The organism is Butyrivibrio sp. INlla16 (assembly GCF_900104155.1).
In the GTDB taxonomy this organism is placed as follows: Bacteria; Bacillota; Clostridia; order Lachnospirales; family Lachnospiraceae; genus Butyrivibrio.
On the sequence record NZ_FMYB01000023.1, the window covers coordinates 1 to 25,298 of the forward strand.

At 41.2% G+C, this 25,298-nt stretch carries 26 protein-coding genes and 1 other annotated feature; of the genes, 2 read left to right on the forward strand and 24 right to left on the reverse strand.

All coding sequences use genetic code 11. The features are described 5' to 3' along the window. Nucleotides 1–555: 555 nt before the first annotated feature. Nucleotides 556–1,824, forward strand: a complete 1,269-nt coding sequence (locus BLR42_RS11765) for an ArsB/NhaD family transporter (RefSeq protein WP_091869285.1) — start codon at nucleotides 556–558, stop codon at nucleotides 1,822–1,824. A 67-nt stretch (nucleotides 1,825–1,891) separates the two neighbouring features. Here BLR42_RS11765 and BLR42_RS11770 read toward each other — a convergent pair whose 3' ends face one another. From BLR42_RS11770 to BLR42_RS11805, 8 genes are all read right to left on the reverse strand, one after another. Beyond that, complete coding sequence (locus tag BLR42_RS11770) at nucleotides 1,892–2,674, reverse strand: HAD-IIB family hydrolase (protein ID WP_091869288.1); 783 nt, start codon at nucleotides 2,672–2,674, stop codon at nucleotides 1,892–1,894. Continuing rightward, nucleotides 2,674–3,897 (reverse strand): tyrosine--tRNA ligase, encoded by a 1,224-nt coding sequence (tyrS, locus tag BLR42_RS11775; RefSeq protein ID WP_091869290.1) that lies wholly within the window; start codon nucleotides 3,895–3,897, stop codon nucleotides 2,674–2,676. The genes BLR42_RS11770 and tyrS overlap by 1 nt, the downstream gene beginning before the upstream one ends. An 88-nt stretch (nucleotides 3,898–3,985) precedes the next feature. Beyond that, nucleotides 3,986–4,238 (reverse strand) — a binding site (T-box leader). A 51-nt stretch (nucleotides 4,239–4,289) separates the two neighbouring features. Further along, on the reverse strand, nucleotides 4,290–4,988 hold the full coding sequence (locus BLR42_RS11780) for a hypothetical protein (RefSeq protein ID WP_091869292.1): 699 nt from the start codon (nucleotides 4,986–4,988) through the stop codon (nucleotides 4,290–4,292). A 119-nt stretch (nucleotides 4,989–5,107) separates the two neighbouring features. Beyond that, the gene (locus BLR42_RS11785) at nucleotides 5,108–5,782 is read right to left on the reverse strand and encodes a hypothetical protein (RefSeq protein ID WP_091869294.1); all 675 of its coding nucleotides are present in this window, start codon (nucleotides 5,780–5,782) and stop codon (nucleotides 5,108–5,110) included. Nucleotides 5,783–5,983: 201 nt separating this feature from the next. Beyond that, nucleotides 5,984–7,006, reverse strand: coding sequence for an NAD(P)H-dependent glycerol-3-phosphate dehydrogenase (locus tag BLR42_RS11790; RefSeq protein WP_022760195.1), 1,023 nt, complete (start codon nucleotides 7,004–7,006; stop codon nucleotides 5,984–5,986). A gap of 10 nt (nucleotides 7,007–7,016) precedes the next feature. Then, nucleotides 7,017–7,682: a glycerol-3-phosphate 1-O-acyltransferase PlsY gene (plsY, locus tag BLR42_RS11795; RefSeq protein ID WP_022760196.1), complete on the reverse strand. Its 666-nt coding sequence runs from the start codon at nucleotides 7,680–7,682 to the stop codon at nucleotides 7,017–7,019. A gap of 118 nt (nucleotides 7,683–7,800) precedes the next feature. Further along, a complete protein-coding gene (der, locus tag BLR42_RS11800; RefSeq protein ID WP_091869296.1) occupies nucleotides 7,801–9,132 on the reverse strand; it encodes a ribosome biogenesis GTPase Der in 1,332 nt (443 codons plus the stop codon). Then, the gene (locus tag BLR42_RS11805; RefSeq protein ID WP_091869298.1) at nucleotides 9,129–10,487 is read right to left on the reverse strand and encodes a DUF512 domain-containing protein; all 1,359 of its coding nucleotides are present in this window, start codon (nucleotides 10,485–10,487) and stop codon (nucleotides 9,129–9,131) included. Before BLR42_RS11805 ends, der begins: the two co-directional genes overlap by 4 nt. Before the next feature lie 96 nt (nucleotides 10,488–10,583). On the opposite strand from BLR42_RS11805, the gene BLR42_RS11810 reads away from it, so the two are divergent. After that, nucleotides 10,584–11,783, forward strand: a complete 1,200-nt coding sequence (locus BLR42_RS11810; RefSeq protein WP_091869300.1) for a ribose-phosphate pyrophosphokinase — start codon at nucleotides 10,584–10,586, stop codon at nucleotides 11,781–11,783. A 34-nt stretch (nucleotides 11,784–11,817) separates the two neighbouring features. On the opposite strand, the gene BLR42_RS11815 is transcribed toward BLR42_RS11810, so the two are convergent. The 16 genes from BLR42_RS11815 to ffh all read right to left on the reverse strand — a co-directional run bounded on the left by BLR42_RS11815 (nucleotide 11,818) and on the right by ffh (nucleotide 25,298). Beyond that, on the reverse strand, nucleotides 11,818–14,349 hold the full coding sequence (locus BLR42_RS11815; protein ID WP_091869301.1) for a sensor histidine kinase: 2,532 nt from the start codon (nucleotides 14,347–14,349) through the stop codon (nucleotides 11,818–11,820). Nucleotides 14,350–14,351: 2 nt separating this feature from the next. After that, nucleotides 14,352–15,056, reverse strand: a complete 705-nt coding sequence (locus BLR42_RS11820; protein WP_091869303.1) for a response regulator transcription factor — start codon at nucleotides 15,054–15,056, stop codon at nucleotides 14,352–14,354. 23 nt (nucleotides 15,057–15,079) lie between these two features. Further along, on the reverse strand, nucleotides 15,080–15,460 hold the full coding sequence (locus tag BLR42_RS11825) for a YraN family protein (protein ID WP_091869305.1): 381 nt from the start codon (nucleotides 15,458–15,460) through the stop codon (nucleotides 15,080–15,082). Nucleotides 15,461–15,465: 5 nt separating this feature from the next. Next, nucleotides 15,466–15,783 (reverse strand): EscU/YscU/HrcU family type III secretion system export apparatus switch protein, encoded by a 318-nt coding sequence (locus BLR42_RS11830; RefSeq protein WP_022760203.1) that lies wholly within the window; start codon nucleotides 15,781–15,783, stop codon nucleotides 15,466–15,468. Between the two features lie 12 nt (nucleotides 15,784–15,795). Then, a complete protein-coding gene (locus tag BLR42_RS11835; RefSeq protein WP_091869307.1) occupies nucleotides 15,796–17,730 on the reverse strand; it encodes a flagellar hook-length control protein FliK in 1,935 nt (644 codons plus the stop codon). Between the two features lie 14 nt (nucleotides 17,731–17,744). Next, a complete protein-coding gene (locus tag BLR42_RS11840; protein ID WP_091869309.1) occupies nucleotides 17,745–18,512 on the reverse strand; it encodes a ribonuclease HII in 768 nt (255 codons plus the stop codon). Next, the gene (lepB, locus tag BLR42_RS11845) at nucleotides 18,505–19,074 is read right to left on the reverse strand and encodes a signal peptidase I (RefSeq protein ID WP_091869311.1); all 570 of its coding nucleotides are present in this window, start codon (nucleotides 19,072–19,074) and stop codon (nucleotides 18,505–18,507) included. Before lepB (BLR42_RS11845) ends, BLR42_RS11840 begins: the two co-directional genes overlap by 8 nt. Further along, complete coding sequence (gene ylqF, locus BLR42_RS11850; RefSeq protein WP_091869313.1) at nucleotides 19,071–19,949, reverse strand: ribosome biogenesis GTPase YlqF; 879 nt, start codon at nucleotides 19,947–19,949, stop codon at nucleotides 19,071–19,073. The genes lepB (BLR42_RS11845) and ylqF overlap by 4 nt, the downstream gene beginning before the upstream one ends. 11 nt (nucleotides 19,950–19,960) lie before the next feature. Continuing rightward, nucleotides 19,961–20,554 carry a signal peptidase I gene (gene lepB / locus BLR42_RS11855; protein ID WP_091869315.1) on the reverse strand — a complete coding sequence of 198 codons (594 nt, stop codon included), beginning with the start codon at nucleotides 20,552–20,554 and terminating at the stop codon, nucleotides 19,961–19,963. A gap of 76 nt (nucleotides 20,555–20,630) precedes the next feature. Beyond that, entirely contained in the window at nucleotides 20,631–20,978 is a 348-nt protein-coding gene (rplS, locus tag BLR42_RS11860; RefSeq protein WP_022760209.1) for a 50S ribosomal protein L19, read from the reverse strand. Between the two features lie 112 nt (nucleotides 20,979–21,090). Further along, nucleotides 21,091–21,867, reverse strand: coding sequence for a uridine phosphorylase (gene udp, locus BLR42_RS11865; protein ID WP_022760210.1), 777 nt, complete (start codon nucleotides 21,865–21,867; stop codon nucleotides 21,091–21,093). A gap of 88 nt (nucleotides 21,868–21,955) precedes the next feature. Further along, nucleotides 21,956–22,477, reverse strand: coding sequence for a ribosome maturation factor RimM (gene rimM, locus BLR42_RS11870; protein WP_022760211.1), 522 nt, complete (start codon nucleotides 22,475–22,477; stop codon nucleotides 21,956–21,958). Continuing rightward, nucleotides 22,474–23,253: a tRNA (guanosine(37)-N1)-methyltransferase TrmD gene (trmD, locus tag BLR42_RS11875; protein WP_091869317.1), complete on the reverse strand. Its 780-nt coding sequence runs from the start codon at nucleotides 23,251–23,253 to the stop codon at nucleotides 22,474–22,476. Before trmD ends, rimM begins: the two co-directional genes overlap by 4 nt. Before the next feature lie 59 nt (nucleotides 23,254–23,312). Beyond that, nucleotides 23,313–23,543: a KH domain-containing protein gene (locus BLR42_RS11880; RefSeq protein WP_022760213.1), complete on the reverse strand. Its 231-nt coding sequence runs from the start codon at nucleotides 23,541–23,543 to the stop codon at nucleotides 23,313–23,315. Between the two features lie 25 nt (nucleotides 23,544–23,568). Further along, nucleotides 23,569–23,811, reverse strand: a complete 243-nt coding sequence (rpsP, locus tag BLR42_RS11885) for a 30S ribosomal protein S16 (protein WP_022760214.1) — start codon at nucleotides 23,809–23,811, stop codon at nucleotides 23,569–23,571. A 110-nt stretch (nucleotides 23,812–23,921) separates the two neighbouring features. Next, nucleotides 23,922–25,298 carry a signal recognition particle protein gene (gene ffh / locus BLR42_RS11890; RefSeq protein ID WP_022760215.1) on the reverse strand — a complete coding sequence of 459 codons (1,377 nt, stop codon included), beginning with the start codon at nucleotides 25,296–25,298 and terminating at the stop codon, nucleotides 23,922–23,924.

A 25,298-nucleotide genomic window follows, 5' to 3' on the forward strand; every position in this document is an offset into this window, starting at 1 on the left:
TGTCTCAGCCTGTATTTTGACCATTAACTATTAAATTCCGAGGTTTCTGCGGAGCAGAAACTTCCATTTCATAATAAAAAAAGCCGGAGTTCTGCGTAGTTGGATGACATTCATACCTACCATCATTAGGGGTGGAATTCACTAACTCTTAACAGGACAACGTGAACTCGACTTCTGATTGTCATACGCATTTTTCCGACTTTTGTGCTATTATAGCCGTAAATGTGGATAAAAATCCATCATTTTTGTAAAAAGAAAACTCCACCCCGTGGAATTTACTCCTACAAGGTGGAATTTACTCTTACAAAGTGGAATTAACTATTACAAGTCACCGCCATAACTTGTCCATATTTACATTTGACGCGCTCTTCCAAATTTGATATTTTATTATAGGTAAAAGGGAGTAGTTGTCATGCATCTGCATGTAACATTCATCCGTCAGTACGGGAAGATGTCCTTCCCCGGATATGTTGTAATTAACGAGACTTTTACTGCATTATCTGCAGTATCAGTCTCTTTTTTTATCAAATATAAAATGGCGAAAGGAATTATAAAATGAAAACTCTTGCAATTATCTTATTTGTGGCAATGTATGTCGGACTTATCGCATTTCCGAAAAAGCGTGCATATATCGCTCTGGGAGTTGCCGCAATATTTATTGTGACCGGTATTCTCCCCTACACTAAAGTAGTTTCCGCAGTTGATTGGAACGTACTTCTCATGATTTTCGGTACGTTACTGCTCGTAGATTACTTTATTGAGTCAAAGATGCCCAACCTGATAGCAGATCATCTGCTTGATCTTGCTCCAAATGTAATGTGGGTAACAATTTATATGTCACTGTTCTCAGGACTGATATCTGCATTCATTGACAACGTGGCTACCCTTCTGATGGTTGCACCGGTCGGTCTCGCAATCTGCAAGAAGCTCAAGATCAATCCTGTTCCGATGATTATTTCGATTGCAGTATCATCCAATCTGCAGGGTGCTGCTACACTTGTCGGCGATACAACATCCATTATGCTTGGTGCTTATGCCAAAATGGACTTCAATGATTTCTTCTGGATGAACGGCAGACTTGGAATCTTCTTTGCAGTAGAGCTTGGTGCTATTCTTACAGTTCCGATCATGATGATACTTTTCAGAAAAGATAAAGAGCCTGTATCCGCAGAAGAAAAAACAGTCGTTAAAGACTATGTTCCTACAATAATGATGGTTGCCCACGTCGTTTTGCTCATGGGCGCTTCATTTATCCAGAACAAACCTGAGATTACAAATGGTGTCATCTGTCTTGTATGTTCTCTTATCGGAATCGTATGGGAATACTTCAAAGATCACGATGTAGACAGAATAAAAAATGTTGTTAAGAATCTCGACTATGATACCGTGCTCCTTCTTACCGGATTATTCATGGTAATTGGCGGCGTTACAGAGGTTGGTCTTGTGGATGATCTCGCAAAGCTCATTGTTAAAGCCGGTGGAAATAACATTTTCTTATTATTTACAATTGTAGTTTGGAGCTCAGTTCTCATTTCTGCCTTTATCGACAACATACCTTACGTAGCTACGATGCTTCCCGTACTTCAGGGTGTTACCGCGTCTCTCGGAATTGCTCCGTATCTGCTCTATTTTGGACTCCTTTGCGGTGCTACCCTTGGAGGAAACATCACTCCCGTAGGAGCAAGCTGCAATATTGCAGGTGTCGGAATGCTCAGAAAAGAAGGATATGAAGTAAGCTTCAAAGATTTCACCAGAATCGGTATTCCTTTCACATTGGCTGCCGTTATCGGCGCATATGTGTTCTTATGGGTACTTTGGAGATAATAATGCAGCAAAAAACTTCCTCTTGTCTCTCCTTTGAGAACAAGAGGAAGTTTTTATTTTACATTTTTTATATCAATTCAAAATGTTTCAGAGCCTTCCATATCCCATCATCATCAAGCGATGCTGTAATATAGTCGGCATATTCGGAAAGATCATGATAGGTTCCGCCCATACCTACACCGACACCGGCTGCTATAAGCATCTCCTTATCATTTATGCTGTCTCCGAAAGCAAAAGTATTGTTGATATCTTCTCCGAGAAGCTCACATACCTTCTCAATTCCGACGCCCTTATCAAAGCCCTTGGGAACCATCTCAACTACGGTATCGCTATGTATCATGTAATCATATAGGTCAGACAGCTTTTCAAAGCATTCATCGCGCTTTTCTACCGGAATCTCTGTGGCGCAGGAAAGCTTTTGCATCTCCCATTTGCCCCAGCATTCATCGATTCCTCGTAGACGGTCTCCCATCTCAGCTATCACTTTATCCCCATACATATCGCCCTCAAAATCAGACAATTCCAGGTATAAGTGATTTGGACCTTCCAGGATAGGTTTAAAACCATAAGCCCTTACTGTCTCAATAGTTCTTATGGCATCTTCTGCCGATATAAGGCGATTATAAACCACCTCGCTGTTGTACTCGATCATAGTTCCACAGGCTGATACTATGCCATCAAAACCTATTCCCAGCAGATCTTCATTAGTGACAAAGGCTCTCGCCCTGCCGGTATTTATAAAGCACTTATGCCCATTCTTCCGTGCAGCGCGAATACCTTCTATAGTCTTATCACTTATTTCATTTTTGTAATTCCAAAGTGTTCCGTCTATATCAAAAAATAAAACCATTAAAATACAACCTTCTTGAAGGACTTCTTACCTCTCTTAACCATCACACCATCACCGGCAAAAGTCTCCTTAGTGTATGTAGTCTTAAAATCGGTAACCTTGTCATCGCCAAATGTTACACCACCCTGCTGAACTGCTCTTCTAGCCTCACTTCTTGTAGGGCAAAGTCCTGAAGAAACAAGTACCTGAAGGATATCAATAACTCCGTCTCTGAAATCCTCTTCCTTAAGAGAAACAGCAGGAACATTTGCAAGATCTCCGCCGCCTGCAAATAAAGCTCTTGCACCATCCTGTGCCTTCTTTGCCTCTTCTTCTCCATGAACAAGCTCTGTAAGCTCATAAGCAAGAATTTCCTTCTTCTCATTGATTCTGGAATCCTCCCACTTCTCCATCTCCTCTATCTGCTCGATAGGAAGGAACGTAAGCATCTTAAGGCACTTATCAACGTCAGCATCTCCGACATTTCTCCAATACTGATAGAAATCATAGGGTGATGTCTTCTTGGGATCAAGCCATACAGCATTACCAGCTGTCTTACCCATCTTATTGCCTTGTGAATCTGTCAGAAGAGTTATAGTCATAGCATGTGCATCCTTACCGAGCTTTCTTCTGATAAGCTCTGTACCACCAAGCATGTTACTCCACTGATCGTCACCGCCAAACTCAAGGTTACAGTTATATTTCTGGAACATGTAATAGAAGTCATAGGACTGCATGATCATGTAGTTAAACTCAAGGAAAGACAGTCCCTTTTCCATACGCTGCTTATAGCATTCGGCACGAAGCATATTGTTAACTGAAAAGCATGCACCAACCTCTCTGAGAAGTTCTATATAATTGAGGTTCATCAGCCAGTCTGCATTGTTTACCATCATAGCCTTGCCTTCGCCAAAGTCAATGAATTTCTCCATTTGGCGCTTAAAACATTCTGCATTGTGATCGATATCCTCTCTTGTGAGCATCTTTCTCATATCGGATCTTCCGGAAGGATCTCCGATCATGGTAGTACCGCCACCGATAAGAGCGATAGGCTTATTTCCTGCCTGCTGAAGTCTCTTCATAAGAGTAAGTGCCATAAAATGGCCTGCTGTAAGGCTGTCTGCAGTACAGTCAAAACCGATATAGAAAGTAGCCTTCCCTTCATTTACGAGATCTCTTATCTGCTCTTCATCAGTTACCTGCGCAATAAGCCCTCTTCTTTTAAGTTCTTCATAAATTTGCATAATACACCTCCGTTTTTTATGCGAGGACGTCCTTTTGGTTCTCCTATAAAAACCAAAATAAAACGCCCTTCGCAATCAATTATAGATTACGAAGGACGGGTTTAAATCCGTGTTACCACCTTCATTCACATGTAATTCACATCACATGCCTCAGCAAGTACTTGGAATATTCCGCATACTCTTCCGACTAACGCTCGGTTCTCGTCGCGGCTTACTAGATATATCATTCCTCCGCGCAGCTCCCGGATGTATTCATCTAATGAGCATATCCGCGCCTCTCACCAACCGGCAACTCTCTGTGGCTGAATCATTAGACTACTTATTCCATTCATAGCCTTTACGTAATAATTATCAATATTTTTGATTTATTGTCAAGAATATAATTTTATAATTCAGATTTTTGTCCAGATTGAAAGCGACTTCATATTTTTCTTGAAATATGGAGTACTCGTAATAGATGCCCGGCCACTTGAAAACTCTGAAAAACCACCATTATTCTTTCCAATCTCCTTTTTAACTCCCGTGATACCTATGAGAAGTTTCCCTTCACTTTTTTTAGGATATGTAACATCATATGTTACATCCCAATTTTGGGTAATTGTATAACTGGCCTTAACATTTCCTTTTCTCTGTACAAGTTTTTTTAACTCTCTATTTGTGACAATCATTTTACAGGAAAGTACAGAACCCAAACGTCCCGTGTCCGCATCAAGTATAAATGAGCCACGATCAAGAGCACTGTTTTTATGCTTACTTGCCATAACAATCTTTGCTGCATTGTTTTTGATTTTATTGAGCGTCGATTTTGGATAGTAGCAATGAATTGATACTTTGGCCCGCTTTGCCTTATAGCTTTTACCATTGTATACGAATTCCCCATCTTTTTTCTCTACAGTTTCAAATCTTACTTTCATCTTTTGATAACCGATACCGGGAAAATATGTCTTTATCGTATATGTGCCGTTCTCTTTTGCAGATGTATTTAACATCCCCGGCGAATATGCTGCAGCACTTACAGTATTGGGTGTGTATGAAAATACTATTACAGATGCGAGAATAACCATTGAAAGGATTTTAAAAACTTTTTTCATATACCATTCCTCTATATTTTTTGATCAAGGATATTATATCAAATTCAAGGAGCTTCGTTCAAAAAAATACAAAAAGGGATCGGTGCGAGACCAATCCCTTTCACTAATGCGATTTTTAATTACTGAAGTCTGATAGCTGCAATGTTCTTTTTGCTTCCACCAAATCCTGCCTGATTAAATGTGCAATAACCATACTGATAGGAATTCAATGCGCTGTATGAAGGCTGACCCTTTTTAAGACCTGCTATACCAACGCAAACGTCCGGTGAATAAGCAGGGCATACAACCATAAGCTTGAAATTTCTGCTCTTAGGAGTAGAAACACTACAATGATATCTGTAATATCCACTTCTGTATACAGCTTTCTTTTTAAACTCACTGCTTGACTTTGTGATACTTGAATATTCCGCTGAAACTGCTGCTCTGGTACCGTTTATATCATTACCCTGACTATCTGTAAGAACCCAAGTATAAGTCGAGAGTGAAGACAAACCTTTCCTGGAGCATTCCTTATTAATTCCTATACATTCATCTGTGGTGAATTTTGTGTTCTGCAATGTAAAATCAACATAATATACATTGTAGCCCTGGGCAGATCCCATAAATCTTTTGTCGTGACAGGTAACCTTTGCCTTGTGTGCCTTGGCACCCTTATAATACTTTGACTGTACCTTCTTATTCTGTCCTACATTTACAGTAGTAATTCCGGCAGCAAATGCTGTCTGAGGCATTGCAGTGAATGTAATAGCACATGCAAGAACAACGCCTGCGAGTGTTTTCAATACTTTTCTCATTTTCTTTTCCTCTTTCCTCTCTCATATAGAAGACAAATCATTTCAGCAATGAGCCCCATAACTCATTAAATGATTTATCAGCTTAAAACGTACTTTGTAATATTACCACATTTGGAGAAAAAAATGAAATAAAATTTTATAATTATTTTATATTTACGAAAAAAACTCACATACCATTGTTAAATGGTATGTGAGCTTAAATTACCATCCCTGAAGGTCGTTTTCGTCCTTACCTTCTCTGTTCATAAGATCCGTAACAGCTTCAATCGCCGGTTTATTGTTAAACAATACCTCATTAACCTGCTCGACAATCGGCATCTCAACGTCATACTTTTTCGAAAGTGCAAGCGCAGCTGATGCACTATTAATTCCTTCCACAACCATCTTTACCTCTTTGGTTGCCTCGTCAGCGGTTTTACCCTGCCCGATAAGAATTCCAGCTCTGCGGTTTCTCGAATGCATAGATGCACAGGTCACGACAAGATCACCGATTCCTGACAATCCCGAAAACGTCTCAAAGTCGCCACCCATAGCAACTCCAAGTCTGGACATTTCCGCTATGCCTCTTGTTATGAGAGCTGCTTTGGCATTGTCACCATACCCCAGTCCATCGTTAACTCCTGCCGCAAGCGCAATAACATTTTTAAGGGCTCCGCCTATCTCTATACCAAGCATATCCGGGCTGGTATAGACACGAAATGTATCAGCCATAAACGTATTCTGAACTTCTTTTGCGGTATCCTTGGAGAATGCACTTACAACAATAGTTGTCGGCAGATCCTTTCCAACCTCCTCGGCATGTGACGGGCCGGAAAGAACAGCCACATCCCTTCCCGGGAGTTCATCAAGAATAACATCAGACATAAGCATAAGGGATTCTGCTTCGATTCCTTTAGCACAGTTAACGATTATCTGGTGCCCCTCTTCCTCAGGCATGAGATAGGGTTTCATTTTCTTACAAACCTCTCTGACTGCAACAGAAGGAACTGTTATTACTACCATATCCTTGTTCTTTAGTGCGCCTTCGAGGTTATCCGTTATCTTTATACTTCCATCCAAAATTACTCCGGGAAGCTTGTCCTTGTCCTCTCTGTAAGTTCTGAGCCTCTCGGCAGATTCTCTGCTCCTCGCCCATAAGGTTACATCCGATCCGTTTTTCCAGAGTCTCCATGCGAGTGCAATTCCCCAGCTTCCGGAGCCTATGACGGCTATACTGTTGTCCACATTATCCTCCTCAATCTACTTTATTTTTCTTCCAAATATAGGTTTTTCTCTCTTCACCGCGAATCAGCCTTCCAATATTGGTTCTGTGCTGATAAAACGCAAGCGCAGTCATAGCAAATGCTATAATATACATTTCAATAAGGTGCGGCTGAGACATGTTTAAAAGTCCCATTTGTCCTTCTACTACGAGCTGAATAAAAAATACTGCATAAAGGCAAAGTGAGCCAAGAGATACAAAATGAGTGATATTAAAAGGAATCAGAAATGCAAGTAGTCCTCCGATCACGAAGGTCCATTTAAATGCAAGAATATATCCTGCCGTACAAGCTATTCCTTTTCCGCCCTTAAATTTCATATAAAAGGGGAAATCATGCCCCAGGACACATCCTGCAGCAGTATATATCTTCAACAGATACTTCATGTCACCATATCCGTCACCAAGAATCATCTTACATAAAAATGAAGAAACCACTACAGCCGCTATACATTTAAGCATATCCCCAAAAAGTACTGTAAATCCGGCTTTTGCCCCAAGAACACGAAGCGTATTTGTTGTACCGGCGTTGCCGCTTCCGACATTTCTGATATCCACACCTTTCATCCTGCAATAAATTACAGCAGTCTGAATAAGGCCGAAAGCATAGCCAATTAGCAGACACAAAACTCTAGCAATCATACAAATCCCCTCCCGGGCCCCCATCCGTCAGCTTCGCTGACACCTTCTCCCCAGGGAGAAGGTATATATTTTAGAGTCCCCTTCTCTTTTTTACTTACTTTAATGTGTATTTCTTACTTTACTTCTTGTCATTAGTCCTCTCTCGGATAATAAACTTAAGAGGTGTACCCTTGAATCCGAAAGATTCCCTTATCTGATTCTCAATATATCTGGTATAGGAAAAATGCATCAACTTCTTATCATTAACGAAAATCACAAAAGTAGGCGGCTTAACCGCAGCCTGGGTGATGTAGTAGAGCTTTAACATTTTACCCTTGTCTGACGGAGGCTGCTGCATTACCACTGCCTGCATCATTATTTCGTTGAGGACACCGGTCGCAACACGCATAGCGTGATTCTCACTTACTGCATCTATCATGTCATACAGCTTTACAAGTCGCTGTCCGGTCTCGGCCGAAATAAAAATAATCTCTGCATAAGGCATGAAGGAAAGTACGCTTCTTACATCCTTTGTGAACTCATTAACCGTCTTATTGTCCTTCTCGATAAGATCCCACTTATTAACCGCAATTATGATTCCCTTGCCGCGATCATGCGCAATTCCAGCAATTTTGGCATCCTGTTCAGTGACCCCTTCATCAGCATTTATAACTATGACAGCCACATCAGCTCTTTCAACCGCGGTAACAGTTCTAAGGATCATAAATTCCTCTAGCTTTTCCTTGACTTTATTTTTCCTTCTAAGGCCTGCGGTATCTATGAAGGTATATTTCTTACCGTTATATTTAACCTCTGTATCAATCGCATCTCTTGTAGTTCCTGCGATATCTGACACAATAAGTCTGTTTTCTCCGCAAAGTCTGTTTATTATAGAGCTCTTGCCAACATTGGGTTTACCTATAACAGCAACTCTTATTGAGTCATCCTCTTCATCTTCGCTGTCAGAAGCTGTAAAGTTCTTGGTAACTTCCTCAAGAAGATCTCCGATTCCCTGCTTATTCGCAGCGCTTATGGGGAACGGCTCACCGATTCCCAGATTGTAGAACTCATAAACATCCATGGAATCACGCTTAAAGCTGTCCACCTTATTGACGCAAAGAACAACCGGTTTTCTGGATTTCCTAAGCATATCCGCAACCTGTGAATCCGCATCAGTCAGCCCCTGTTTTACATCACACATAAAAATGATAACATCGGCAGTCTCAATCGCTATTTCAGCCTGAGCTCTCATCTGCGCGAGAATCGTGTCATTTGTATCCGGTTCTATACCGCCTGTATCCACAAGTGTGAAATTGTAATTAAGCCACTCGACATCCTGATAAATTCGATCTCTGGTAACTCCGGGAGTATCCTCAACAATAGAGATATTTTTCCCTGCAACTGCATTAAACAGGGTACTTTTTCCTACATTGGGTCGTCCCACTACCGCAACTATGTTTTTTCTTTTCATAAAATACCATCCTGCTTCGTAATTAGTCCCCTTATGAAATCCATACCTCCGCTTTTTATAATGCGAACCTTAACCCCAAGTTCGCTCTCGATATCGGATACTCTCACATCATCCAGGAGATAATCTTCTCCTGCCCTAAGTACATTCTGTGGAAGTATCAGCGCATCTCCGAGCTTTTGACCTTTAAGCTGTGCAATTATGTCCTGTCCTGTAAGAAGCCCTGTAACGGTTATTCTCTCACCAAAGAAATTATTTATAATTTCATGAACATGAACCGTAAATCCCGGTGCTGCTTCGGTAAGCTTTCTTGCCATCTCGCATATAAACGGATATATAAGCCTGCCGCTAGCAGTTGACACCTCTCCTTTATATTCACTTAACGGAATGCCATCGACCCCGTTTTCTATTGCATCCCTAAGCGCTTCATCAAACTCATCCAGAAGAAGCCTGACCATCCCCACTCCGTTTTCAAGCTGTCCGTAATCGTCATACGCTTCTGCGGGAGGAATCGGAAGCTGTGCAATCATATACCACTCATCCGAGGCATGTACAAAATGGTCTCCGTATTCCTCAAAAGACTTCTCCTGCCAATAATTGATTTCCTTTATTACAGCTACGGCATCATCTTTTTCAAACGGTTCCAACGGAAACAGACCATCCCTGTATTTGGACAAACCGACCGGAACTACTGAAACACTCTTAAGATTTGGTCTGTAATTATATAGATCGGTAAGCGACCTGTGAAGTTCTTCCCCGTCATTAACACCCTTGCACAGAACAATCTGTCCGTTCAGCTCAATTCCGGTACCCGGCTCGCAAAGCCTGTCAACCTTTTTCAGTGCTTCGCCGGCAAATCTGTTATTTAGCATCTTGCAGCGAAGTTCAGGATTAGTAGTCTGAAATGATACATTTATCGGAGAAAGATGATATTTCAGAATCCTGTCGATATCTTTATCACTCATATTTGTAAGAGTGACATAATTCCCCTGAAGGAAGGATAGTCTCGCGTCATCATCCTTAAAATACAGCGTTTCTCTCATCCCCGGTGGCATCTGATCTATAAAACAAAAAATACATTTATTGCAGCAGGATCTGTAGTCATCCATAAGTCCGTTATCAAACTCTATACCAAGATCCTCGTCGTAATATTTTTCTATGTCAAGCTCCCACTCTTCTCCGTCCGGTTTTCTGACAAGAAGGGTGAGTTCTTCATCCTGCACCATATACTGGTAGTCAAATATATCCTCTATAGGTTGCCCATTTATTGCAAGCAAATAATCCCCGGCGGCAATTTCCAATTCGTCCGCTATGCTTCCGGGTTCAACCTTTTTTATCAAATGTCCTTTATTATCCATAAAACTGATTATACATTAAATTTCTTGACGTGTCAGTATAAGATACAATAAGATAATAGCGTAAAAAATCTATTATTATTTTTGTTAGGAGATAAAATGCCTGATTTTCATAAATTAGATTCATCAATACCTGTTGCTCCGATTGCACTCATGGTCATGGAGTCTGCCAAAGGGCTCGGAGAACTGGTCAATGCACGTCTTGTCGAATTCAGACACGACCTTCACAACGCCCCGGGTAACGACCCCGCTTTTCAGGGATATGTTAAGGATGAGTACAGGGTTAAATATGTTAATCCCCGCTTCGGAAGCGGTGAGAGCAAGGCTCAGATTTATGAGTCACTTAGAGGTAAGGATGTCTTCATTCTCACCGATGTTATGAATCATTCAATGACCTACAAAATGTATGGTTATGATAATTACTACTCTCCTGATGATCACTATCAGGATTTAAAAAGAGTCATTGCTGCCATCAACGGTAAGGCAAGAAGGATAAACATCATTATGCCTTTCCTCTACGAGGGCAGACAGCACAACAAGAACAATCGCGAATCGCTCGATGCCGCAGTTATGTTCTCGGAGCTTTACAGCATGGGTATAAGCAATTTCATTACCTTTGATGCCCATGATCCCAGAATATCCAATGCAGCTCCTATTTCAGGTTTTGATAACTTTATGGCATCACCGCAGTTCATGAAGGCGATTATTTCGGAAATTGATGATCTTACTGTTGATAAGGAACATCTGACCGTTATAAGTCCTGATGAAGGCGCTTTGGACAGAGCGGTTTATTTTGCAAATGTTCTTAACGTTGATACCGGAATGTTCTATAAGAGACGTGATTACAGCAAAGTTGTAAACGGTTCCAACCCCATTGTGGCACATGAGTATCTCGGTTCCGCAATTGATGGCAAGGACGTTATCATAATCGATGATATGATTTCCTCCGGTTCGAGCATGATAGACACCTCCAGACAGCTCAAGAAAAAGGGCGCAAAGCGTGTATTTATATGCACAACCTTCGGTCTTTTCACCAACGGAATGGAAGTATTCGATGAGGGTTATAAAAACGGTGACTTCGATGCGCTTATAACCACTAATCTCATCTATCAGAATCCTGACTTTATGAACAGAGAGTATTATCACATTGCTGATATGAGTAAATTCCTTGCGACAGTCATTGATTTCATGAACCACGATGCATCGCTCAGTAACGTTATTACTCCAACAGAATCTATTCACAGTATCATTGATAAATATAATGCCAGAGCAGCAAAAGCTGAGGACCTGTTTGATTAACAGGTCCTCATTTTTTAATAGTCTTTTTTATTATTTATCCCATTTTTTCCGAAGCGGGATTTCCGTTGCTGAATTTTCCGGTTTCAAATCCCACATTTACCTTGAACAAATCACCGTCAAGAATAATCTCAAACTCTCCTCCCATTGCTGTAGTAAGACTTTTTGCAATGGATAGTCCAAGTCCCGAACCTTCGGTACTTCTGGAAATATCTCCTCTTATGAATCTCTCTGTAAGTTCATCCGCGTTTATATTCAACTCATTTTTCGAGATGTTCTTAACAGAGAAAACTGCTTTGCTGACACCTATCTCCGTTTTTGTCACAAAAAGATCCATATACACTCTTGTATCAGGAAGAGCATATTTGCATACATTGTTCAAAAGATTCTCGATGACACGATACAGCTGTCTTGCATCAGCCTGAATAAACACATCATACTTCTCGCACTTAAGAATGGGCACCAGCCTGAAGCTCTCGAATTTCTCATAGAACTCACCAAGAATCTGATTTACAAACTCGGCAAAATTGAGCTCCGTCATCGTAAGTGTAATATTGCCGGAAGAAATCTTCGAAGCCTCCACAAGATCGTCTGTGAGCTGCCTCAGTCTCTGCGACTTATTATCAAGTATCCTTATATATTCACTGACTTTCGGATCGTCAATGTTTTCTCTTTTCAGAAGATCAACATAATTGATTATGGATGTAAGAGGCGTCTTGATATCATGCGATACATTTGTTATAAGGTCAGCCTTCAGCTTCTCATCTCTCATACTTCGATTTACAGCTTCTTCAACAGAAACCGAAATCTTGTTTAGTTCTTCCCCAAAGTAGACATTACTGCTGTGAAGCTTATTAACATCCACCTTGACATCAATCTCGCCCTGAGCAATCCTTTTTAGCGCATCAAGGATGATAAACTTATCATTGTTAAGGTTTATAATATATATCGCCACAGCAACATCAAGGACTACAACTATAACAATTCCTACAGCGCCCCATCTAAGAATAAGATATAGATTAAGCAGAGTAGAAGTCAAAAACGGCAGCACCGTTCTCACAAAAAGATTCTGCCTGAGTGTCATCTTATCAAAAAGCTTATGAATCAGCCCGATAATAAACTTAAACAGGGATGTTTTATATAATTGTCCTGCCTTGGCTCTTCTGATTATGCTGTAAATTGCATAACATATTGCATTATCACCTACAAAAGAGAGTCCTCCTGCAAGAAGCGACATACTCATTGTGTTATATTTAACAACTTCATAATTATTGATGGCGAATTGGAATAGCCCAAACAAAATACCCAAAACAGCCAGTGAAAACACAAACACAATTTCTATCGGGATAACATCTATTCTCTCAATCCCGCCTACTTTTCCGTCAGCGTATTCGATTCGTCCTTCATATATTGAAAGATGGACAAGTACAATCACATACATCACCGCGAAAATTGCACTTATTATATACAGTTGCCTGTAGTACGGCATATACCTGTTAAACGCTTCTTTTCCAACCTTGAAATCATCTATATTGGCAGTCTTGTTAATATCGATTGCAAAATAGAACTTCATTTGATCGGGGAAGGCATATTGATAATTGCCAAGAAGCTGTCTTAAGGAATCCTCGCTTATCTGAGTATTGGTTGAATATTCGATATCATAAGGGCAGTAATAAATATACCTTCCGTAGGACTTGAAAACATCCTTCATATTCAGTCCGTTTGTGCCGCTCTTAAGTGAATCAACATTTGTAAATACTTCAGTGCGGGCGTTAATCGTTCTGGTGATATAATATCTGAAATTCGATTTGTAAAACGAATATTTGTCCTTATATGTATCATAACGCTCATACCCTGCAGCCATTGTGGATGCGGTCTCGGTGATATTTGCACATAGCTGATTATACTCATCCCAGCCCGAAACAATATCCTCGATATTTTCACCGTTAATGGTTTTATATCTGGGAATCAAAACAGTATGTGATCCGGCTCCGTCCTTATCGACTTCCTTCACATTGGCTCTTACCGCATTGTTTTCAAGCTGAGAGTTTAAGAACGCATTCATTCCACCCTCAGCATTATTTTTCAAGAGATGCGTGTATACTGTAGTAGCAGATAAGAAATCCTTGCTTTCTTTTGTAGTAAAATTCGCATCATCATATTCAAAGCCATTCTGGGACCACTTGATCAAATTTGAAACCGGGTAAACCGCAGTAATATAATCGCTCTGTAAAACTGTATTTCTGTTAATAAAAGCGGTTACATCAATATTTTTATCTCCGTTATATACTCCATCGGTCTCAAAAAGAGTCTGATATGCGGCAAACTCCACCGCATTTCTCAGATTGTCAAATAATATTGAATTAAAAAGCTCCGAATCGGCATATTCTTTTCCGATGTCGTCCTTCTGCAAATTATAGACAACACCGTCCGTGCCCGTGAAGGTAGACCCTTTATAAATATAAAAAACAAGAGCAACTACCGCAGCAAGACATATGTGCTGAAAAATTCTAAGTATATATCTGCTGATCCAGGACATGGTCTTATGCCTGAATATTTTATCAAACATTATCAATCCTCAGTGTCGATTTTATAGCCTACACCCCAAACAACCTTAAGATATTTGGGATTTTTGGGATCAATCTCAATTTTTTCCCTGATATGCCTGATATGTACTGCAACAGTATTATCAACAGACACAGCGTTCTCGTTCCAGATATTCTCGTATATCTGGCTGATAGAAAACACCTTCCCTTTATTCTTGATAAGGAACATCAGAATGTTGTATTCAATTTTGGTAAGCTTGACCTCTTCTCCGTCCACGGTTACAGACTTGGAATTGTCATTGAGAACAAGTCCGCCGGCGCGGAAAATGTATTCATCATCGGCATCCTTTGTATCCGCATTTCCAAGCTCCGTATAGCGACGTAGATTTGACTTTACTCTGGCCACAAGTTCAAGCGGATTAAATGGCTTAGTCACATAATCGTCTGCACCAATATTGAGTCCCAGAATCTTATCCGCATCCTCTGATTTGGCGGAAAGAATAATAATCGGAATGGAACTGTGCTCTCTTATCTTCATTGTGCACTGAATTCCATCCATTACAGGCATCATAATATCGATGATAGCCGCATGAATCTCATTTGTTTTTACAATCTCCAATGCTTCAACGCCATTGAAGGCTTTAAAAACATTAATTCCTTCCTGTTTTAAATATATCTCAATAGCTTCAACTATCTCTTTATCGTCATCACATACCAAAACGTTCTGCACTATCTGTAAATCCTCCTCTATTATCACCACGCATTGTAGGGAATATATGAAAAAGCATTTTTATGCCATCTTATATGAATAGCTGATGTTTCGTCAACCTTTATGGCAACAACATCATATCTTATCGGGCATTCCTCGCTTATACCGAACCGTATTTTATAAAAATCCGACACCCTGCAGATTGTCTTCTGCTTCCGGGAATCCACCGCCGCTTCCGGTTCACCGAAACGAGCTGATGTTCTGTATTTTACCTCAACAAAAGTAAGATATTTTCCATCTCTTGCTATAATATCGATCTCACCCTTTTTACTCCTGAAATTTCTGCAAACAATCTTTGCTCCATTTTCCGAAAGATACTCACAGGCGAGATTTTCATAATATTGTCCTGTTTCTCTTTTATTCATAAAACTTATCTATTATTTTCTTTGGCCTTAATCCTATCCATAGCATCTACGAATACCAGAATCTCAGCCACTACCTCATAAAGCTCGGGAGGAATCATTTCACCGATTTCCAACTTCGACAGAGTATCTGCAAGCTTCGAATCCTCGTGAATCGGGATATCCTGCTCTTTAGCAGCATCAATAATTCTTTCGGCCACGATGCCCTTTCCGCTTGCTATAACGCGGGGAGCCCCGTCTTCATTCGGATCATACGCAAGAGCTATCGCCTGCTTTGGTTTTCCATCCTTCGTCTTTCCTTTTTCAAGATCACTGTTATCTGCCATGTGTTAGCCCTCTTATGCTCTCGCATCAAATGATGTTGTTGATAAAAAAGCTGTCTTTTTCGAATCAAGCAAACTGCTGACGGGCGGATCCTCACTGTTTTCATCCTGATCGGTATGAAGCATCATCCTCGCTTCCATAGTGTACCCACGCTTATTCAGTCGATCGTTCAGCTCACCGATGTGCTCTGCAATAAGATCAATAACCGATTCGTCTGCGACATAGAAATTTGTCTTTACATTGGTATCTTTCATCTTCACGTAAACATCGAGCGGTCCGAGATTATCCATATCCAGATGCAGGATCGCACTTACCGTATCTCCCGGTTCAAACTTTTTCTTGCCGTTTGAATAAACATAAAGATCACCGTGAGCATCCTGGTCTGCCATCTTAAGAGGCAATTGAATATAATGAAACATCTGGTTAATCTGATTCATGAAATCAATATTATTCTGGAGATTCATGGCACTTTGTGCAACTTTGTTCTCGGGTCCAAGACTCTCTGTAAGCTGCTGGGTAAGCTGCTTGGCCTGTGTACTCAGTCTTGTGTAGAGATTTTCAACATTCTCCTTTATACTCACATCATCAGGTCTTATCAGCCATTCTTCCTGCATCACATTTTTCATGAGTTTATTGTACTCATTACTACTGAATATTTTTGAAAAAGCAGCTTCCTTATTTTCAGCTGAATGTGATGCTGCCTGATAAGCATCGGCGAGTTCTTTTATAAGAGCCATCTGATCAATCTCAGTACTTTTACCCGTACCGGCCTGAGCAATAAGCTTTTGTATCTGGTCACCGGTAGCGCCTGTATTTGTGTTTAGTTCTTTGATAAGCTTGGCAAAGTCATTATCAAAAACCATTTTCTGTGTGCTTGCACTTTGGTCACCGGCTGCTTTCTCTGTTACTTTCCCGGACTGCGTTTCTTCAGAGTTCACCTGAAGCTCTTTGATATTCGGATCATCACTTACAGTACTTTGCGTATTCTGCACATTTCCGGACTTTTGTGCTTCACTTGCCACGTCGTCGCCCGGATTTATAATATTCTCACCGTTTGCAGTTATAACTTTTGCATCATTGTTCTGGGGCGTAACTGTACTTTCGTTTTCACCCTCGGCGAGTATCGTTTGTTCGCCGTTTGCCGCATCTGCGTTTTTTATTACTTCACCTGTAGCCAGATTTGTCCCCGCCGCTGCATTCTGCTCCGGAATCATAGTGGCAGCATTACCCTTGACCACAGTCTGCTCCATATGCTCTGCGCCATCCGAGAGCATATTTAATATCTTCCCGTAAAGATCATTTGCCTTTTCGCCTTCACCATTTTGTACAAGCTGATTATAAGCCTCGGGAAGATCATCCATAATAGATTTCATGGTCTCCACAACCTGATGCTCATAATTTTTATAGCTTTCAAATTGCCCGATATTCTGTTCTGTTATTGGAATATTAAGAGCCTTCATCTGAACCAGAGAAGTAACCTCTGCCTCAGGGTGAGAATTCACCGTCTGTTGCATGGCATTTAAGGAATCCTTGTCAATTCCCATTCCGTTTTCCATCATGGTCTTTACCATGTTAACGGTATCCTGTGTGACCTCAATTCCTGCTGCGTTTAGCGCTTTCAGAGCAGTCGGATCCACAGAAGTATTTTCATAAAGAGGTGTAAGTGTTATCTGTCCTGATGTTCCGCGCACCTGAAAAGATATTGTCTGTCCTTCCTTAAGGTACATGCCATCCTGGAGCTTTGCATTTATTACAGTGTCGTCTCCAAGTCTTATCTGGGCATTTTTTGCCCCATTCTCATCAGACATGGAAATAATCTTGCCGGACAGTCTCTCCCCTGTCTCCAAAGAGCGCAATGAGTCCTGCGATTTTGCAGCATTCTGATTAACAATATGGCCATCAACCTGTACAACAGGCCTGTTACCGGTCAAATTCTGAATGATACTCATGCAGGCACGCTTTCTTAATTAAGAAAATTTTTTATAAAGGATTTTCTGTGAATCTCACAAGGTCCGATTTGCCGAAGAGCAGCTATGTGATCTGCACTTCCGTACCCTTTGTTATGTGAAAAACCGTAACCCGGATACTTACTGTCAAGTTCGGCCATAAGTCTGTCTCTCGTAACCTTGGCAATAATACTTGCCGCAGCTATAGATACACTTTTGGCATCACCCTTTATTATCGATTCCTGAGGATAGGCTTCAAGCTGCGGTATATGAACCGCATCAATAAGCAAAATATCAGGCTTAACAGAAAGATTATCTACAGCCTTAGCCATAGCCTCAAATGTAGCCTGAAGGATGTTGATTTCGTCAATTCGCTCATGGGTACTAAAGCCAATACCAACCGATACAGCTTTTTCCATTATTTCCTGATAAAGCTCTTCTCTCTTTTTTTCGGATAATTTCTTTGAATCATTTATATACAGTATTTCAGCATCCGCCGGAAGAATGACCGCTGCAGCGTATACCGGTCCCGCCAGAGGGCCTCTTCCAACCTCATCTATACCACAGATATATTTTTTATCAGAATGAAGCCTCTCGTAACTTCTCATCTCATAGAGGCGCTTCTTCTCATTTTCAATAGCTGTTATATGCTTTTTTGCGGACTCAACCAGTTTTTTGACTCCCGCTCTGTCATCAGCCTCATATCTTTGGCAAAATGCTTCGTAATCCTCTACGGAAACAGCATTTGAAAGTTCAGACTTAATGACACCTATTTTCTCAGTCATCGCTCTTATTTTCCTTGTTTTTGTCAATTATTCCGAAAGATGAAAAAGGATACATCCTGAGCCAGGTTCTGCCGATAATATCAGCTCCCTTTATATTTCCTACGAGCGGTTCTCTTGAATCCATACTGTAATTTCTGTTATCTCCCATAACAAAATACTCATCATCACCAAGAGTTATCGGTTCTTCAGCTCTGCCGGGATTCTGGATTATTTCTGCACCGTAATGCTCCTCAAGTATCTCTCCGTTTATGTAGATATTACCGTCATAATCTATCTGAACGGTCTCTCCGGGAAGCCCTATAACCCTTTTAATAAAGTATTCGCTGGGATCCTGTGGATACGGGAAAATAACTATATCAAATCTCTTTGGCTTGGAAAACTTGTAAGTAAGCTTATCTGCCATCAGCACATCACCATCGTGAAGTGTATACATCATAGACTCACCGTCTACATCTGTTCTCTGAGCAACAAATTTCATAAACAGCATTGTTATAATGCAGACGATTAAAACTGTAAGGATAGTACTGCCTGCACTTTTCATAAACTCTTCTATTTTATTCATATTGGTCTCTCCAAAGATATTTTTCCAAGTCTCCCATTCCTGAAATCATCAAGAAGCTGCATGCATGCTCTTTCTATATCAGCTTTTCCGCCCTGTTTTATCAGTTTCCTGTTATCGGCTATAGCTGTAAGAATTGATGACTCCGGGGTCTCATACATATCCTCTTCATAGAGGAGTTTCTGCTTGTCCGTAATTCCATATTTGTCTGAAAGGACACCGGGATACCAGTCCTCGAGAATTCTTATAAGGCTTACTGCAAGCTCACCCTTATCAAGGTTCTCATCATTCATGGAACCGATAAGTGCAAGGTGAAGTCCTACAGTTTCATCATCAAACTTTGGCCACAATACTCCGGGCGTATCAAGAAGCTGCAAATTCTTCCTGAGCATAATCCATTGCTTACCCTTTGTAACACCGGGCTTATTGCCTGTTTTTGCTGCCGCCTTTCCGGAAATCCGGTTTATAAAAGTTGATTTGCCCACATTGGGGATACCTGCAACCATCGCCCTTATAGGTCTGTTTACTATCCCCCTCTTTTTATCACGCTCAATCTTCTCCCGGCAGCTCTCAGTGACCTGATCCAGAACTGTTCTTACCTGCGAGCCCGTTTTGGAGTTCATCTCCATAACTCTTGCCCCGGTGGATAAAAAATACTCTATCCACTCCTTACTGATATCAGGGTCTGCAAGATCAGCTTTATTTAAGATAACAAGTCTGGACTTATTTTGCCCGAGTTTGTCAATATCGGGGTTTCTTCCCGACATCGGTATTCTTGCATCCGTAAGTTCTATTATCAGGTCTACAAGCTTGATGTTTTCCTGCATCATGCGCATAGCCTTGGTCATATGACCGGGATACCACTGATAATTATTCATACATTCTACCTTTAATCCACAAAGCCTGTTTTACCCTCTTTAGATCCATAGGATAACCACGCTTTGCCTGCAATGGTCGAAAGCTTCACAACACCAATATTGGCACTTCTGGAATCTTCACTGCTGTTTCTGTTATCACCGAGAACAAAAAACTCTCCGCTCCCCAAAGTAATATCATTTTCAGCTATTCCAGCTTCTTCCATTTTATCATATTCACGATCTTCAGTGACGACAGTTTCGCCATTCACCAAAAGATTGCCGCCTTCAATTTTTACCGTCTCCCCAGGGACCGCAACCACTCTCTTGACATAATAATGTGATTTCTCATTACCATTTGGCAAAAAAACAATCACATCATCCTTCTTTGGCGAGGTGAGCTTGTAGACAATCCCGTTAACAAGTACACTCTGACCATTAGTAAGCGAAGGTTCCATCGAATCTCCGATGACTCTGACTCTTTTTCCGAAACAGAGCACAAGAACAAAGGCCACAAAAAAAGCCACCGCGGTATAGAACACCCACGAAAGAATCTCCTTGAAAATTTCGGGCGTTACCTTCTTTTTCTTTTCCAAATACATTGGTCTGTATCTATTTTTCCGAAGCATAAACACTCCTTAAAAATCCCAAAAGATAAAAAGGGCAATTACTAAAAAGTAACTGCCCTTACCAAAGAAATCATTCTTAGCGAACCTTTTCCTTGACCTTTGCCTTCTTACCTGTGAGGCCCTTAAGGTAGTTAAGCTTAGCTCTTCTAACCTTACCCATTCTCACAACTTCAACCTTCTCTACAAGAGGAGAGTGAAGAGGCCATGTCTTCTCAACACCTACGCCATTTGAGATCTTACGAACTGTGAATGTTGTGCGGTTTGAACCACCCTGAATCTTCTTAACAGTTCCTTCGAAAACCTGTACTCTCTCGCGGTTTCCTTCCTTGATCTTGTTGTAAACACGTACTGTGTCACCTGTGTTGAACTCAGGAGCGTTCTCGTTAAGCTGCTCCTTCTCGATCTCTGCAATGATTGTGTTCATTTGCTTTCTCCTATACTATATAAATGGACGTTCTTAAATACATGATAAAATGCGTACCAGAGGACCGTCATTTTCGCAACTATGAAATAATACCATAATTTTGCTCGCGAAGTCAAGCTTTATCTTTGGCAATCAGCTTCTTTAGTGCCTCTATAGCTACCCGGATAGCCGCATCAGTATCATGTGCCTGAGGATTATCAAGCCCGGCCTTAGCCCTCTCCTGGTTGGCAACTGTAAGCATTACAGCACCCGTTCTTGCGCGAAGCCATTGTCCAACAATAAAAAGTGCTGCGGACTCCATCTCAGAGCCAAGACATCCACATCTTTTCCATGCTTCCCACTTGTTCTCAAGCTCATAAAATACCGGCTTTGTCTCAGGTTCATGCTGTCCGTAAAAAGCGTCCTTACACTGAACAACACCGACATGATGTCTTATGCCAAGTTTCTCGGCAGACTCCTTCAGTGCCTGTGTTACATCAAATGTAGCAACCGCAGGATATTCAATCGGCGCATATTCTTTTGACGTTCCTTCCGCTCTTATAGCGCCGTTAACGACAATAAGATCTCCGCCCATGACATCAAGCTGCATTCCACCGCAGGTTCCAACTCTTATAAAAGTATCTGCGCCTATCTTGTGAAGTTCCTCTACTGCAATAGATGCTGATGCTCCTCCTATTCCGGTCGAAACAACACTTACTTTCTCTCCGTCAAGATAACCGGTATAGGTGTTATATTCACGGTTATAAGCAACCTGCTTCGCATCATCAAAATAGGCCGCAATTTTCTCACATCTTCCCGGATCACCCGGCAAAATAACATACCGACCCACATCACCTTCTTTAAGATGAATATGATACTGATATCCGGCACCTTCAGTATAATCTACCATAACCGCTTCCTCCTTATGAATTTAGCTACAATAATTATACCACCTGCACAGCTTAACCGCTAATTTCATTTCAGCTCTTGCCCGATCATCAATCAAACAAACCATCCATTACATGTATGGTCATAATCCCGTTTTCTATATCAATATTCTTAACGCATTCTTTAATTCCCGGAATCATGACTGTTTCTGCATCAGGATCATCGGTACGCTTCATTTCATAAACATCATTGGAACCGGTCTGAATAACCTGCTGCAAAATACCGAGCTCTTTTCCATCCTCATCAACAATCTTCATTCCTTCGAGATCCGCAAGATAGTACTCACCCTCTTCCAAGGGAATGGCGTCCTCTCTGCGAACAATAAGCGGTTTCTGCCTAAGGCGTTCAACCTCATTAATATCATTGAATTCCTTGAATTTTACGATAACGAATTTTTTGTTAAAACGAACTCTCTCTATCGTAAGCTCCTTTTTTCCGTCTCTTCCGGTATCAAGGATTACTTTTTTCAGATCAAGAAATCTCTCCGGATCCTGTGTGGTAGGAAAAACATTAACTTCACCCTTAAGTCCGTGTGTCGAGGCAATTACGCCAACCTGAAAATATTCTGTCATGTCTGCTCCTTAATTTTATCAAGAATCTTGTTTCTCTTCTTTATCGCTTTGGGTGTAAACTGCTCCGGATGTTCCTCTACATATTTATTGTAAAGTTCCGGTCTTCGCTCTTTTGTTCTTTCAAGCGACTTCTGAAAACGCCATACATCTACATTCGCGTGATTACCCGAGAGTAAAACCGGCGGAACCCTCTTATCCATCCAGATTTCCGGTCTTGAATACTGCGGATATTCAAGAAGTCCGTCATCAAAAGATTCCGTCTCTGCAGATTCATCATTGTTAAGAACTCCGGGAACAAGTCTTGCCACAGCATCAATCATTACCATGGCCGGAAGCTCACCTCCCGTGAGCACATAATCACCTATAGAAATATAATCAGTGACTATCTCCTCAAGCACACGCTCATCTATTCCTTCGTAGTGGCCACATAGAAAAATAACGTCCTCCTCTGAGGAAAGTTCTCTAGCTTTTGACTGACTGAAAACCTCCCCTTGAGGCGTAACATATATAACTCTCGGATTCGAATCAGGCTTATCTTCTCTTTTAGACCTCAATATATCCTGATAGCAGTCATAAATTGGCTGTGCCTGCATCAGCATTCCCGCTCCGCCGCCATATGTATAATCATCAACCTTGTTATGCTTGTTGTCTGCATAATCTCGGATGTTTATTGCCTTTGCCGTGATTATTCCCTTATCCATGGCACGTTTTAATATGCTTGTATTAAGTACATCCATAACCATTTCCGGGAATAATGTCATTATATAAAAATTCATAACTCTCCATAGAAAAATAAATACCCGGAGCTGTAATTGCAGCCCCGGGCATAGTCATATCAATCGACGATTTCAACGTCAACCTTAAGGTTCTCTCTGGTTGATGCAGCCTTAACAACAGAGCGGATTGCTTTTGCAATTCGTCCCTGTCTTCCGATTACCTTACCCATATCAGAAGGTGCAACGTGTAGCTCCAAAACAATGGTCTGGCCGTCTTTTTTCTCATTCACAACGACCTCATCAGGGTTTTCAACCAGAGCCTTTGCAATAACTTCAACCAATTCTTTCATGAATTTTCCCCTAGTTAAAAAGTGATTACTTAATACCTGCCTGCTTGAAGATCTTGCTAACAACATTTGTAGGCTGAGCACCGTTTGCAAGCCACTTCTTTGCAAGTTCCTCATTTACCTTGCATGTGCTGGGATCTGTGTTAGGATCATAAGTTCCGATCTCCTCGATGAATTTTCCGTTTACAGGGAACTTTGAATCAGAAACAACGATACGATAAAAAGGAACCTTCTTTTTACCAATTCTCTTAAGTCTAATTTTTACTGCCATTTTTAAAATCCTCCGTTTAATAAATAAAAATGTTAACTATGATAAACGAATTTCTCCGCAATCATCATGTATCTATATGAAATCCTTTCAGGATACTCATAACTAATTGTTTAAAAGAACTTACCAAAGCCGCCCTTTCCAAGGCCGCCTAAACCGCCAAGTCCGCGTCTGCCCTTTTTACCCATAAGTCCGGGCATCTGCTTCATCATCTTCTGCATCTGATCAAACTGCTTTATGAAACGGTTTACATCTGCTATATCATTGCCGGAACCCTTAGCTATTCTGTATTTTCTCTGAGGGTTCATGAGCTTCGGATTTTTACGCTCGGCCGGTGTCATTGAAAGTACTATGGCTTCCATTCTGGCAAGCTGCTTTTCATCGGGAAGCTGATCATCTCCGATCTTACCCATTCCGGGAAGCATTCCCATAATTGCTCCAAGGCCGCCCATATTTCGCATCTGCTTCATGGACTCAAGGTACATCTCAAAATCGATCTTACCTTTTTTCATCTTGGAGGCCATCTCGCGCTCTTTTTCTTCATCGCGCTCACGATTGGTCTCTACAACCTTATCGATGAGGCTGAGCACATCGCCCATTCCCAAAATTCTGCTGGCCATACGGTCGGGATAAAACTGCTCAAGATCTGAGAGTTTCTCGCCCATACCAACATAAAGAATAGGCTTGCCTGTAACCTGTCTTGCAGAGAGTGCCGCACCACCTCTCGTGTCACCGTCCATCTTACTGAGGACGATTCCATCGATGCCGATTCTATCATTGAACTGAACTGCTACATCTACAGCAGCCTGACCTGTCATGGCATCAACAACAAGAAGTGACTGGTGAACAGTGACTGCTTCTTTAATTGCCACCAGCTCCTGCATCATATCTTCATCGATCTGCAGTCGGCCTGCGGTATCAAGAATTACCACATTTTCATTATTTTTCTCAGCATGTTCTATTGCAGCCTTAGCAATTTCTACAGGACTGACATCAGTCCCCATGGAGAAGAAATCAACTTCCTGTTTCTTGGCATTGATTTCAAGCTGATCAATAGCCGCCGGTCTGTAAATATCACAGGCTACAAGAAGAGGCTTTTTACCTTTAAGCTTAACCTTGCCTGCTATCTTGGCTGCGGTAGTCGTCTTACCTGTACCCTGAAGGCCGCACATCATTATAACAGTGATGCTCTTACCGGGTTGGAACTGGATCTCTGTGATCTCAGATCCCATAAGATCAGTCAACTCTTCGTTAACAATTTTAACAACCATCTGCGCAGGATTCAGTCCGTTTAAAACATCCTCACCGACAGCTCTCTCCTGAACCTTGTTAACAAAATACTTAACCACACGGAAGTTTACATCCGCCTCGAGAAGTGCCATCTTGACTTCCTTCATGGCAGTCTTGACATCCTCCTCCGACAGACGGCCCTTGCCGCGCAGATTCTTGAATACATTCTGCAGTTTATCGGATAAGTTTTCAAATGCCAT